Annotated in this window: 14 protein-coding genes; 12 read left to right on the forward strand and 2 right to left on the reverse strand. The window is 57.2% G+C overall.

Annotation, left to right across the window (positions count from 1 at the left end; genetic code table 11):
* The 6 genes from cydB to ACK13D_RS08700 all read left to right on the forward strand — a co-directional run bounded on the left by cydB (position 1) and on the right by ACK13D_RS08700 (position 4,407).
* Positions 1-1,005 (forward strand): cytochrome d ubiquinol oxidase subunit II, encoded by a 1,005-nt coding sequence (cydB, locus tag ACK13D_RS08675; RefSeq protein WP_010248926.1) that lies wholly within the window; start codon positions 1-3, stop codon positions 1,003-1,005.
* 1 nt (position 1,006) lies between these two features.
* Positions 1,007-1,180 (forward strand): DUF2474 domain-containing protein, encoded by a 174-nt coding sequence (locus ACK13D_RS08680; RefSeq protein WP_064689978.1) that lies wholly within the window; start codon positions 1,007-1,009, stop codon positions 1,178-1,180.
* A 218-nt stretch (positions 1,181-1,398) separates the two neighbouring features.
* Positions 1,399-2,268: a helix-turn-helix domain-containing protein gene (locus ACK13D_RS08685; RefSeq protein WP_418796170.1), complete on the forward strand. Its 870-nt coding sequence runs from the start codon at positions 1,399-1,401 to the stop codon at positions 2,266-2,268.
* A gap of 218 nt (positions 2,269-2,486) precedes the next feature.
* A complete protein-coding gene (locus ACK13D_RS08690; protein WP_010671084.1) occupies positions 2,487-2,681 on the forward strand; it encodes a hypothetical protein in 195 nt (64 codons plus the stop codon).
* A gap of 331 nt (positions 2,682-3,012) precedes the next feature.
* Positions 3,013-3,795, forward strand: a complete 783-nt coding sequence (locus ACK13D_RS08695; protein WP_045139633.1) for a siderophore-interacting protein — start codon at positions 3,013-3,015, stop codon at positions 3,793-3,795.
* Between the two features lie 72 nt (positions 3,796-3,867).
* On the forward strand, positions 3,868-4,407 hold the full coding sequence (locus tag ACK13D_RS08700; RefSeq protein ID WP_191917522.1) for a PadR family transcriptional regulator: 540 nt from the start codon (positions 3,868-3,870) through the stop codon (positions 4,405-4,407).
* Between the two features lie 8 nt (positions 4,408-4,415).
* Here ACK13D_RS08700 and ACK13D_RS08705 read toward each other — a convergent pair whose 3' ends face one another.
* A complete protein-coding gene (locus ACK13D_RS08705) occupies positions 4,416-4,712 on the reverse strand; it encodes a SelT/SelW/SelH family protein (protein ID WP_010248912.1) in 297 nt (98 codons plus the stop codon).
* A 239-nt stretch (positions 4,713-4,951) separates the two neighbouring features.
* On the opposite strand from ACK13D_RS08705, the gene ACK13D_RS08710 reads away from it, so the two are divergent.
* The 6 genes from ACK13D_RS08710 (at position 4,952) to ACK13D_RS08735 (ending at position 11,579) form a co-directional block, all read left to right on the forward strand.
* The gene (locus ACK13D_RS08710; RefSeq protein WP_418796173.1) at positions 4,952-7,324 is read left to right on the forward strand and encodes a TonB-dependent receptor domain-containing protein; all 2,373 of its coding nucleotides are present in this window, start codon (positions 4,952-4,954) and stop codon (positions 7,322-7,324) included.
* A gap of 49 nt (positions 7,325-7,373) precedes the next feature.
* On the forward strand, positions 7,374-8,405 hold the full coding sequence (locus tag ACK13D_RS08715) for a hemin-degrading factor (protein WP_418796175.1): 1,032 nt from the start codon (positions 7,374-7,376) through the stop codon (positions 8,403-8,405).
* A complete protein-coding gene (locus ACK13D_RS08720; protein WP_418796177.1) occupies positions 8,402-9,223 on the forward strand; it encodes a heme/hemin ABC transporter substrate-binding protein in 822 nt (273 codons plus the stop codon). Before ACK13D_RS08715 ends, ACK13D_RS08720 begins: the two co-directional genes overlap by 4 nt.
* Positions 9,216-10,214, forward strand: coding sequence for a FecCD family ABC transporter permease (locus ACK13D_RS08725; RefSeq protein WP_418796178.1), 999 nt, complete (start codon positions 9,216-9,218; stop codon positions 10,212-10,214). The genes ACK13D_RS08720 and ACK13D_RS08725 overlap by 8 nt, the downstream gene beginning before the upstream one ends.
* On the forward strand, positions 10,214-10,990 hold the full coding sequence (locus ACK13D_RS08730; RefSeq protein WP_418796180.1) for a heme ABC transporter ATP-binding protein: 777 nt from the start codon (positions 10,214-10,216) through the stop codon (positions 10,988-10,990). The genes ACK13D_RS08725 and ACK13D_RS08730 overlap by 1 nt, the downstream gene beginning before the upstream one ends.
* Positions 10,991-11,081: 91 nt before the next feature.
* Complete coding sequence (locus ACK13D_RS08735) at positions 11,082-11,579, forward strand: CinA family protein (RefSeq protein ID WP_010671076.1); 498 nt, start codon at positions 11,082-11,084, stop codon at positions 11,577-11,579.
* A gap of 27 nt (positions 11,580-11,606) precedes the next feature.
* Here ACK13D_RS08735 and acuI read toward each other — a convergent pair whose 3' ends face one another.
* Positions 11,607-12,590 (reverse strand): acrylyl-CoA reductase (NADPH), encoded by a 984-nt coding sequence (gene acuI, locus ACK13D_RS08740; protein ID WP_064689971.1) that lies wholly within the window; start codon positions 12,588-12,590, stop codon positions 11,607-11,609.
* Positions 12,591-13,038: the final 448 nt, after the last annotated feature.

The raw sequence follows: 13,038 nt of genomic DNA on the forward strand, positions 1-13,038 counted from the left end.
ATGATCGATTATTCCGTTATCTGGTTTGCGATTATCGTTTTCGCAACCCTGATGTATATCGTGATGGATGGCTTCGACCTGGGTATTGGTCTGCTGTTCCCGTTCAATAAAGATGCTGGCGAGCGCGACATGATGGTTAACACCGTCGCGCCGGTCTGGGACGGAAATGAAACCTGGCTGGTTCTGGGTGGCGCTGGCCTGTTCGGCGCGTTCCCGCTGGCCTATGCGGTGATTGCCGATGCGCTGTCGATTCCGCTGACCGCTATGCTGATTGGCCTGATTTTCCGTGGTGTCGCCTTTGAGTTCCGTTTCAAGGCGGTAGAAGGCCATCGGGCGTTCTGGGATAAGTCGTTTATTGCCGGTTCAGTCATCGCCACCTTCAGTCAGGGTGTGGCCGTGGGTGCGTTGCTGGATGGTATTCCGGTTGAGGGACGCCGTTTTGCCGGTTCCGCAATGGACTGGCTGGCACCGTTCCCGCTGTTCTGCGGCGTGGGTCTGGTTGTTGCCTACGCGTTGCTGGGCTGCACCTGGCTTATCATGAAGACCGAGAATGAGCTGCACCGTAAAATGTCTGCGCTGGCTACGCCGCTGGTGATTGCGCTGTTAGTGATTATCGGCATCATCAGCCTGTGGACACCGTTTGCGCATGCGGATATCGCGCATCGCTGGTTCAGCAAACCCAACCTGTTCCTGTTCCTGCCGGTTCCGGTATTGGTGCTGCTCTGTTCGTGGGGTATTGTGCGCGCCATTAAACGCGAGGCGCACTATTCACCGTTCCTGCTGACGCTGGCGCTGATCTTCCTGGGCTTCTCCGGGCTGGGCATCAGTATCTGGCCAAACATTATTCCGCCATCAGTGACCATCTGGGCTGCCGCCTCACCGCCGCAGAGCCAGGCCTTTATGCTGGTGGGTAGCCTGCTGATTATCCCGATGATCCTGGGCTACACCTTCTGGAGCTACTACGTGTTCCGTGGAAAAATCAAAGCAGACGCAGGATATCATTGATATGAAAAGCCTCAGCAGCATGAAAGACCACAATCACAATCAAGAAACGAAAGCGCCATGGTGGAAGCGTGTGATGTGGCTGGTGTTTATCTATGCCGCCAGCGTACTGGCGCTGGGCGTTGTCGCCTCGCTGTTCCGCATGATGATGACAGCGGCCGGAATGCGCAGTCATTAGTTGTCGCAGGCTCCGTCTTACAGCTATCCGGCGCAGTTTTTATCAATAATCAGAAGGCTGACGTAAGTCAGCCTTTTTTAGTTAGTAACCTAAGCAATTAATGCGGAAACGCCCTGAACGGGCGCGCAATGCTTACCCTTTCCTTACACCGATTTGCGATTTTTGTTATCCTTTTGTAACTGAAATCCCAGTCCTAACCCGCGTCGTAAATCGCCATCATGCTCAGTCAGGCCATTAAAAAACAGCACATCAACGATCTGGTCGAGTGGATTGAAGCCAATCTCACCGACGATCTTAATATCGATCAGATTACCCTCAAGTCAGGTTATTCCAAATGGCACATGCAGCGCATGTTTAAGGAGATGACCGGACAGACCCTGGCGGCTTACACCCGTAAACGGCGTCTGACGATGGCCGCTATGGCGCTGCGTCTGACCCGCATGACGCTGATCGATATCGCCGTACGTTTTGGTTTTGATAACCAGCAAAATTTTACCCGGGTATTCAAAGGTCACTTTTCGCTGACGCCTGGCGCGTTTCGCCGTATTCCCCATTTGCCGGTTAAAAACTTCCATGGCCGCATTCTGGTGCGATCGCTGGCAGAGCGTGCAACGCTGGTGGAGCGTGAGGAAGAGCTGCATCTGTGCGGAGAAACGCTGGAGTGGGAGTGTAAGTTTGGCGATTACATTGCCGATCGCGATCACCGGGTGGCTGAACAGGCGCGGCAACTGGTGGCGCTGGCGGGCGGCCGCGTGTCGCATGGCTGGTTAGGCTTTCAGTATGGCCCCGGCCATAGCTCTGCTGATCAGCAAAATATCAGCCTGTTTCAGGCGCTGGAGCCGCAACATGCCGGGCTGCTGGGTGACAACACCGCCAGCTGGAGCGAGGTTCGTGGACTCTATGCGTCGATCCGCTGGAGCGGCAGCCCGGAGCAGCTGACACGCTTTATCGAGGATATCTACTATCAGCATCTGCCAGCACTGGGTGTGTCACGTCGTCCCGGTAAAGATCTGTTGCGTCTCGATTTTGCGCACTGTAAGCCCGACTGGCTGAGCGGCGTTTTTTCTATTCCGGTGATGCAGGCGTAGCCAGCAGGGCAGGGTGTGTGGCTCCCGACCCTGTTAATGCATAATTCGTGCGGTAAACCGTGACAAACCGCACGATTTTATAAAATAACTCGCCGTTCTGGCGTAAAATCCTCTCCCGAAACCCTGCCATGCCTGAATCATCGTGCATCTGTGTCAGGGCTGGAATATTTACCTGCATTTCAGGCCTTTTCTGGTCAAAAAAACAAACGAAGACAACTATGCGACGCTTAATGATTTCACTGATCCTGGCATTGCCTGTCATGGCGATGGCACAACAGGCTGAACCTTTTTCACCTCCTGCCGGACTGCATCCGCACTCTCAGGCCACCCAGCATGAAATTCTGGGTGATGGTGAGCTGCCGGAACACACCAGCAGCAATCCTTCACTCTCAGGATTCAACGACACACTGTAAGTGGTCACGCGCTGCCAGAATGTGCGGCGCAACATCATGCCCGGCTCGTCAGGAGCCGGACAGTTTCCGCCTTCTCTGCCTGCCCCCGTAAACACGCCGCACCTGCTTCTTACCTCTCTCTGAACGCTCTTATCAGGGCCGCTCTTCGTCTGCACTACGCACACCCGTACAGGCATAAAATATATCTTAAGCCGCTGGATCGCATTTTTCGTTCTTGCAGTGAAGATATATCATAGCTAATCTTGGCACTTCAGATGAGAATGATTGTTATTCCATGATTGTCAGCATGCCCTTGAGTCACGGGCATCCATCCCGTTTCAGGAGAGAAATTTTGCCTGTATCAGCCGATCAGCGTGTACCACAGCGCGTCCGTAATGAATTGCGTTTCCGTCATATTCAGGTCGCGAGTAAAACTAACATTGCCGGTAAATTCTGGCGTATCCGGTTCAGCGGCAGCGATCTGGCGGGCTTTACGTCGCCAGGCTTTGATGACCACATTAAGGTTTTCTTCCCTTCCGCTGAAGGAGCCACACTGGCTCTGCCACAAATCACCGATGCGGGGATTGTCTGGCCGGAAGGGGTGCGTCCGCAGGCGCGTGATTACACACCGCTGGAATTCGATGGTGAATCTTCACTGACCCTCGATTTCTATATTCATGAGCAGGGCGTAGCCAGTGACTGGGCAACTCAGGCGCAGCCTGGCGATCGGTTGATTGTCGGCGGGCCACGCGGCTCGCTGGTGGTGCCGACCGATTACGCATTCCAGCTCTATGTCTGTGATGAAACCGGGCTGCCGGCTTTTGCGCGCCGTCAGCGTGACGCCCGGGCGCAGGCGCTGCATCTCTATGCCTTTACCGATGAAGCGACGGGCCGCGACTATTTATCTGATACGGCTGATGTGACGACAAACTGGCTCGGCAGCGGCCAGATGCAGAAAGCGCAGCTCAGCCAGCTGATTGCCCGGCTGGATCAGATCACTATCCCGACGGAAGATTACTTTGTCTGGCTGACCGGCGAAGGTGAGTTTGTTAAAGCGCTGTGTGACTACTTCACGGTGCAGCGCGGCCTCAACAGTGACTTCGTACGGGCGGTGGCCTACTGGCACCAGAAGTAAGTCGCTAAGGCAATTGAGTTTTGCCAGGCGGCGCACTACCATCAATCCCACTTTTTCGCAGCAGGGCAGGCCATGAAACAGCATCCGACTTCCACTTCATCTGACGATCAGACTGCGCGCGCAGGCAGTTGCAGCGGACGGCGCAAGCGACGTGAAAAGATGCTGGAAGCAAGTGAGATTCGCCTGCTGATGCTCCATTTCCTGGCGCAGAATGCCGCTCACGGCTATGAGCTGATCAAGTCTGTCGAGGAGCTGTCAAAGGGAGAGTATTCGCCCAGTCCGGGGATCATTTATCCCAACCTGACGCTGCTGGAAGAGATGGAGGCGATTCAGGTGGTGGATGCGCAGGCAACGCGTAAAGCCTACCGCCTGACGGCATCGGGAGAAGCGCAGCTGGCAGAGAATCGTGAAACGGTCACCAGCCTGATTACACGGCTCTCTACGCTGGCAATTCTGGTCAATAACCGCAGCATTCCTGCTGTTGAGCAGGCGATTCATGGGCTGAAGGTCGCGCTGAACCGGCGGCTTGCGCAGGAAGATATCTCAGAAGCCGCGCTGCAGACGCTGATTAAGGCGCTGCACGACGCGGCAGAAAAAATCACCCTCAGCTAATCGCGGAGTTAGCTGACTTCAGTTTTGTGTTTGTCGATGTGGCCCAGCGTACGATCCGGGAAGCAGATGTCCCGCACACGCTGTTTCAGCGTGGTCGCATCCGGGAAGCCACCATCCCGCTTACGTTCCCACAGCAGATGCTCATCCAGCGTAATCTCAAAGATACCGCCGGTGCCCGGTTTCAGCGTCACCTCCGCCAGATCCTCAGCGAACGTATGCAGAAGTTCCTGTGCCATCCACGCTGACCGCATCAGCCAGTTGCATTGCATACAGTAGTGAATAACAACCACAGGTTTTTGCGCCATAACTCTATTCCTTTACGTGTTGATAAATGCCAATGCATTCGGGTTAACAATTTGTGCGCTGTGGTTTATATCTAAATGTAAATAAGATTGATAATGATTATCAGTTGCATTAAATTCCGGGCGATAATTACTACACCAGCATGATGTTCTGACTTTTCACGGCTTTTATGCGGAGCCGTTTTACTGTTGCCAGCAAGCAAGTGAGCGAATACTAACAATTAATCAGGTAATTCGCGCCTATGTCACCACGTTTTCGGAGATTGACGCAACCGCGTCTGACTCAACTGGCGTTGCTCGCCACCTTCATCAATACCACCTGCACTTATGCTGCGGTCAGTGAATCTGCCACCCTAGCCCTTTCTGACCGCTATGGCAGCAGTGCCGAACCGGTAATGACGGTGACGGCACCGGAAATCAAAAAAACGGCAGGCAGTAAAACCTCTCTCTCTGCCAGCGATCTGCAACAGCGTGGTGCCACTGACTTCGGATCGATCATGCGCTATGAACCGCTGATCAGTGCTACCGGTACCCGTGGTGGTTCATCAGCCGGTAAGAGCGGTTTTGATCGGGCCGGTTATACCGGCTACAACATTCGTGGCCTCGAAAGCAACCGCGTCGGTCTGGATGTGGACGGCATTCCGTTGCCGCAGGCCACTGGCCGCAGCTATGTAGGACGCGCAGGTCTCGACAGCTTTGGCATTGGCCGCGATTACATCGATCCTTATATGTTTGGCCGTATTGAGATTGAGAAGGGCGCCACAGCAGTGGAACAGCCGAACACCTCGATTGGCGGCAACGTCTCGTTCCGTAATAAGTCTCCCGACGATTACCTGCATCCCGGAAAAGCGACCGCGTTCAGTTATCAGAGCGACTATGACTCATCCAGTCGCAGCTGGCATAACGGCATCACCGCCGCTGCCGGTGACGATGAACTGCGTGGCATCTTTGTTTACAGCCGCCGCGACGGTCAGCAGACCCGTAATAACAGCGGCACGCTGGATGCGTATCCCGCTAACTGGCACTCCGACGCCTTTATGACCTCCGGCATCTGGCAGCCCAATGATGCTCACAAGCTCAGCGCGACGGTCGATTACTATCACAAAACCCACCACAGCCATTACGACAGCTGGAGCACTTCAGGCAATACAGTCTGGGGGACGGCACAGCAGCAGAGTGATACCCGCCGCTGGGGCATCAGCCTGGCGGATGAGTACACCCCTTACAATGACCTGATCGACAGCCTGACGACCCGCGTTTACTGGCAGCAGACCCAGGCGCATGACAACACCCGCATGCCGTCGAGTGCCACCGCCAGGCAAACCGTCTATTCCGACTACAACAGCGACAGCTACGGTTTTGACACCCGCGCGCTTAAAAGCGTCGGGCGACATGAACTGAGTGCCGGGCTGAATGCGCGCCTGGTGGATACTGAGCGACCTTTCCGTCAGTCACCGCCAGCCAGTGCTTTTACTGCGATCATGCAGCCGCAGGCTAACAGTCGCAGCTACAGCGTGGGTGGTTATCTGCAGGATACCATCAGCTTCGATGCTGACGGACATCGGGCGGCCATCGTGCCAGGCGCGCGCGTGGCCTATCAGAACACCCGACCGCGTGATGTGGCGACGCTGACCACGAACAGTAGCGTGCTCGACGCCAGCGAAGTTTCAGCGCTCTATGGATCGCCAAACAGCGACACGCAGGTATTGCCGTCGATCGCCTTCCAGTACGATCTGACACCGAAGCTGATGACTTATCTGCAATATACCCGTGGCGCGCAGTTCCCCAACGATACCCAGCTTTATGGTTCATGGAACCTTGGCTCCAGCTATGCCGGCACCGCGCAGTATGCGCTGATTGGTAATGCAGATCTGAAAACCGAAACCAGCAACAACTACGAGTGGGGTGTAAAAGGAGAAGTGGCAAAAGGCGTCACGCTTAACGCTGCCGCTTTTTATAACGACTATAAAAACTTTATTGCCTTTACCCGCTACAGCCGGGCGGCTAATCCGGGCCAGTTCGTCAATGTGCCTGCCAACATTTACACCACCTATCAGGCGGAGAACCGCGATAAAGCCTACATCTACGGGGCTGAAATCAGCAGTAAAGTGAACTTCGGCAGTTGGTTCAGCGAGGTCGAAGGTCTGAGCGCCAATCTGGCGTTTGGTTATACGCAGGGCGCGGCAAAGTCGAGCTACCTTGGTGACCGCTACATCGACCTTGAGAGTGTTGCCCCGATGAAAGCGATCGTCGGACTTGCCTGGAATGATGAGGCGCGCGGCTACGGTGCCGCCGTTACCGCTACCTTTGTCAAAGGTAAGCAAGCCAGCGCGACTAACCGCGAAAGCTTCGCTAACAACGGCAGCAGCCTGGCCGACTCCAGCACCGATTACATGCGGGTGCCGGGTTATGGCATGGTAGATATGACCGCTTACTGGCGCGTCGCGCACAACGTCAGGCTGAGTGGCGGGCTTTACAACATAACCGATCGCAAATACCGGGATTACCTCAGCAGCCGTGAACTGACCAGCGCCACTCAGCAGGAGCGCAACGATCAGGCACTGGCCGTGATGCCGGGCCGTACTTTCCAGTTAGGTGTTAACGTCGATTTTTGATAGCCGTCGCCCTGCGCTGATGCAGGGCATTACTAAGAGAGCCTGAGTCATGAACCCGATTTATCAGCACTATCTTGTCCTTAAAGGTGAACAACCGAAGAAATATGCCCGCGACCTGGCCGCGCTGATCGGCATCAGCGAAGCGGAATTGTGTGAAGCGCGCATCGGCGTTGATGCCGTGGCGCTGAAACGCGATTTTCCGGCGTTGCTGAAGGCACTGGGCGCAGTCGGCGAAACCAAAAACATTACCCGTAACGCTTATGCGGTACATGAACACCTGGGTGAATACCACAATGTACAGATTGGCGCGCATGGTGGCCTGGTGCTTAATCCCCGTGCGCTCGATCTGCGCCTGTTCGTCGGTCAGCGGTGCAGCGCCTTTGCTCTGCAGGAGCCGACCGGGCAGGGCGTTCGTCACAGCATTCAGATTTTTGATCGTCATGGCGATGCGGTACTGAAAGTTTACGCCACGGAGCAGACCAGCATGGCAGCGTGGCAGACGCTGATCGCCGACTTTACCGACGCCGCGGCGACGCCGCTCGTGGTTGAGCCGGTTGCCGCTGCTCCCCTGACGGAGGCGATTGATGCCACCGCCATCGACCGTGAATGGCGCGCCATGACCGATGTTCATCAGTTTTTCGCGTTGCTGAAGCGCCACCAGGTGTCACGGCCGCAGGCGTTTCGCGCGGTGGGTGAGGATCTCGCCTGGCAGACCGGCAACGACGCACTTGAGCGCCTGCTACAGATGGCACAGCAGGCGGGCAATGAAATTATGATTTTTGTCGGCAACCGTGGCTGTACTCAGATTTTCACCGGCAGGGTAGAGAAGCTGCAGCCAGTGGAAAACTGGCTCAACATCTTCAATCCGCAGTTCACGCTGCATCTGATGGCTGATCAGATCAGCGAAAGCTGGGTAACACGCAAGCCAACGGGCGATGGCTTTGTTACCAGCCTGGAACTGTTCGCCGCCGACGGCACGCAGATAGCCCAGCTCTACGGTCAGCGCACGGAAGGTACGCCAGAGCAGTCACGCTGGCGCGAGCAGATTGGCGCACTCCGCACGCCGGGAGCGGCGGCATGAAAAGAGCGATACTGTTATGGCTGCTGATGACGCTGCCATCACTGGCGGCGGAGCGGGTGGTGTCGATTGGTGGTGACGTCACTCAGATTATCTATGCGCTGGATGCCCAGTTACAGCTGGTGGCGCGCGACAGCACCAGTCTGCGTCCGGCGCAGGCCGCCCGACTGCCGGACGTGGGTTATATGCGCCAGCTCAACGCCGAAGGCATTCTGGCACTGAAACCGACGCTGGTGATCGCCAGCGCGCAGGCGCAACCGTCGCTGGTGCTGCAACAGATTGCCCGCGCGGGCGTCAGGGTGGTCACGGTCAGCGGCGACAGCAGCCTGCAGGCGATTCCGCAGAAAATTATCACTGTGGGCCAGGCGCTGCAGCGTGAAAGCGAAGCTCAGGCACTGGCGCAGCAAATGACGCAGCAGATTCGCCAGTTGCCGCAGCAACCGCTGCCGGTAAAAGTGCTCTACATCATGGCCAACAGCGGCATGAAGTCGATGGCGGCTGGAAATCAGACTGCGGCCGATGGCGCCATTCGCAGCGCCGGGCTGGAGAATGCTATGGGCCCGGTGCCGCACTATCAGGCACTGTCGCAGGAAGGGGTGATCGCCGCCGCGCCGGATCTGGTGGTAATAGGCGAGGATGGCCTGAAAACCCTGGGCGGCGAAGCGCAACTGTGGCAGTTACCGGGTCTGGCGCTGACGCCTGCCGGGCAGCAGCATCGTCTGCTGGTGATCGACACCATGGCACTGCTGGGGTTTGGCCTTGATACGCCACGGGCAATCGTGAAATTGCGCCAGGCGGCGGAATCGCTGAACCATGATTAAGGATAATGCGCTGCGTGGCCTGATGCTGATGCTGATCTTCCTGCTGGTGGCGATGATGCTGGCGGCAAATCTGGGGGCGATGTCGCTTTCAGTGCGGGCGCTGTGGCAGGCACCGCTCAGCGATCTTATCTGGCAGATCTGGCTGGATATTCGCCTGCCGCGCGTGCTGCTGGCGGTGGTGATGGGCATGGCGCTGGCAGTCTCTGGCGCAGTGATGCAGGGTGTTTTTCGTAACCCACTGGCCGATCCCGGTTTGCTGGGGATCAGCAGCGGGGCGGGACTGGCGGTGGCGCTGGCAATCATTATTCCGCTGACGTTGCCAGCACCGCTGGCATTGTGGCTACCGATGATCGCCGCGTTTATCGGCAGCCTGCTGGTTACACTGCTGATCTTCAGTTTCAGTCGGCTGGCGCGCGGCAATCTTTCGCGGCTGTTGCTGGTCGGCATTGCGATTAATGCGTTGTGCGGGGCAGCGGTAGGCGTGCTGTCATGGCTGAGCAACGACCAGCAGCTACGCCAGCTGTCGCTGTGGGGCATGGGAAGTCTCAGCCAGGCACAGTGGCCTGCACTGCTGATCTGCCTGCTGCTGATTCTGCCAGCCTTACTGCTGTTACAGACCCGTGCTCGCCACCTTAACCTGCTGCAGGCGGGCGAAGAGGATGCGCACTACATGGGCGTTGATGTGAAGCGTACTCAGCATCAGCTGCTGATCCTCAGTGCGTTGCTGGTCGGTACGGCGGTCTCGGTCAGCGGCGTGATTGGCTTCGTCGGACTGGTGGTGCCACACGTGATGCGTTTTTGCCTTGGCGGCGATCACCGCTGGCTGCTGCCCGGCTCAGCGCTGGCGGGGGCGATTCTGCTGCTGCTGGCCGATACGCTGGCGCGCATTCTGGTGGTTCCGGCAGAGATGCCGGTGGGGCTGCTGACCAGCCTGATTGGCGGTCCGTGGTTTCTCTGGCTGATTCTGCGTCAACAGCGAGGGCTGGAGTGATGGAAATTTTACAGGCCAGGGGATTGTGTCTCGCGCGCGGCGGCAAAACCGTTATCGATAATCTCGACGTCACGCTGTCAGGTGGCGAGCTGGTGGCGCTGATTGGCCCCAACGGCGCGGGTAAGTCGACGCTACTGCGGATGCTGACGGGATTTCTGTCGCCCGATCGGGGCGAGTGCTGGCTGGGCGATCGACGGCTGACGGCATGGCCGCGTGAGCAGCTGGCACGACGCCGGGCAGTGATGCGCCAGCAGAACAACCTGACGTTTGTACAGTCTGCGCAGTCGGTCGTGGCGATGGGCCGTGCGCCCTGGCCGGAGGCGCAGACGTCGCAGATTGTGGCTGAGGTCATGCGGCTGACCGGTTGTGAAGGGCTGGCGCAGCGCGATTACCGCCAGCTCTCTGGCGGTGAACAACAACGGGTTCAGCTGGCACGGGTGCTGACACAGCTCTGGCAGGAGGGAAGACCACGCGGCTGGCTGTTTCTGGATGAGCCGACTTCGGCGCTGGATCTCTTCTGGCAGCAGCAAACCCTGCGTTTACTACGCCAGCTGACGCGCGCCGGAGATCTCACCGTCTGCACTGTATTACATGACCTTAATCAGGCCTCCTTATGGGCCGATCGCATACTGCTGCTGCACGCAGGCCGACTGGTGGCACAAGGCTCACCGCAGACGGTGATGACGGAATCGACGCTGACGCGCTGGTACCAGGCCGATCTGCAGGTAGTGGCGCATGCCGGGAGTGGACAGCCGCATATCCAGCTGCGTATCTAGACCGTTTCGCTTTAAAAACATCGCCTTGCGCGGTTTTATTCGCTGATTTTGCGCTATACCTGGAGTTCCGGACAGATTCAAGGAGACCATAATGGCAAAATCATTAGATCAGACCGCTGAGCAACTGGGGAATATTTTACTCTCTTCCGGACTTCATCTGGCGACTGCCGAATCCTGTACCGCCGGGCTGATCAGCATGACGCTGGCCGCGGTGGAAAACAGCGGAGACTTTTATACCAGCGGCTTTGTGACCTACAGCGAAAATGCCAAAATCCGTCTGCTGGGGGTGCGCCCTGACACGCTGAAACAGCATACGGCGGTGAGCGAACAGACGGCGCGGGAGATGGTGCAGGGCGCCTGCGCCCGCTCCGGCGAACCGGTCGGATTATCCATTACCGGCTATGCCGGACCGGATGGCGGCGAAGATGGTACACCGGCGGGCACCATCTGGTTTGGCTGGGTATTGCCCGACGGCAGAGACGAAGCGGAGTGCCATCAGTTCAGCGGCGATCCGAAATCGGTGATGGAGCAGGGGACACAGTTCGCGCTGGAAGGACTCATAAAACGGCTGCAGCGAGCCGATCGTTAAAGGCGCGAAACGCGCCTTTAAACAGGATTAGCGACAGTCGACAATCAGACGACCCTGCACTTTACCATCCAGCAATGCCTGCGCACCTTCTCTGGCTTCACTTAGCGGGATCACCCGGCTCAGCTTACTGAGCCGTTCGCTATCCATCAGCTCACCGAGTCGTTGCCACGCCTGCTGACGAAGCGGCTTCGGACACATCACGCTATCGACACCGGCCAGCGTAACGCCACGCAAAATAAAGGGTGCGACGCTGGCTGGCAGGTCGAGTCCCTGCGCCATACCACAGGCGGCAACCGCGCCGTCGCGCTGGGTGGCGGCCAGCACATTCGCCAGGGTGTGACTGCCTACGCTGTCTATCGCGGCGGCCCAGCGCTCTTTTGCCAGTGGCTTGCCGGGTTGGGAGAGTTCTTCACGGTCAATGACCGATGCCGCGCCCAGCGTATCAATCAGATAGGCATGGTCGCTGGTGCGCCCGCTGGAAGCGATCACCTGATAACCCAGACGCGCCAGCAGGCTGACGCTATAGCTGCCGACGCCGCCACTGGCACCGGTTACCAGTACCGGCCCCTGTTCAGGTGTGATGCCCTGTTTTTCCAGCGCCATCACGCAGAGCATTGCGGTCAGTCCCGCCGTACCGATTGCCATGGTTTGCAGCGGACTCAGCGTGGCGGGCGGGCGCACCAGCCAGTCGCCGCTGACGCTGGCTTTCTGTGCCAGGCCGCCCCACTGTTTTTCGCCCACGCCCCAGCCCGTCAGCAGCGCCACATCATCCTCTTTCCAGTCGGGATGGCGGCTGGCCGTCACCCGGCCAACAAAATCGATACCTGGCACCATCGGGAACTGGCGCACAATCGGGCCTTTGTTACAGATAGCCAGGGCATCTTTGTAGTTCAGGGATGAGTAGCTGACGTCGAGCGTGACATCGTGGTCAGGCAGTTGAGATTCGGGGAGATCTTTCAGCAGGGAACGGTAACCTTGTTCGTCATTTTCAATGACCAGTGCCTTGAACATGCAGCCTCCGGCAGAGTGGGAAAGAGAAGATCAGTTTACGCCTGGCAGATGCAATGCGGTAGGGCAATGGCCCCGTCTCCCGGCAATGAAGACGACACGAGCGGAAAAACAGACTGACAGCGGCAGTGAGTTAAGTGCATAAATCTGCATATAATTCAGATAATTAGTCGTATTGTGAATTTTTTATGATAAATAGACTATAAAAATCATGTTGTTACATGCGAAGAGGGTGACTGAATAATTACCTGGTTCGGGTTGTCCATGCCTGAAAAAGATGACATTATGACCGCCACTTTTTGACCCTGCTTCTTTGCCACAGAGGACGTCGCCATGTCCGGTTCACCGCGCATCCGCCCGGATTACCGTTCGCTTTTTCCGGCGCTCACCGGGTTATCCTCTTTTCCGATATCTCCGTTATTCACCATGCGGTGAGGCCAGCCAGGCAGCG

Origin of the sequence: Pantoea sp. K16 (genome assembly GCF_048452805.1) — a bacterium.
In the GTDB taxonomy this organism is placed as follows: domain Bacteria; phylum Pseudomonadota; class Gammaproteobacteria; order Enterobacterales; family Enterobacteriaceae; genus Pantoea; species Pantoea agglomerans.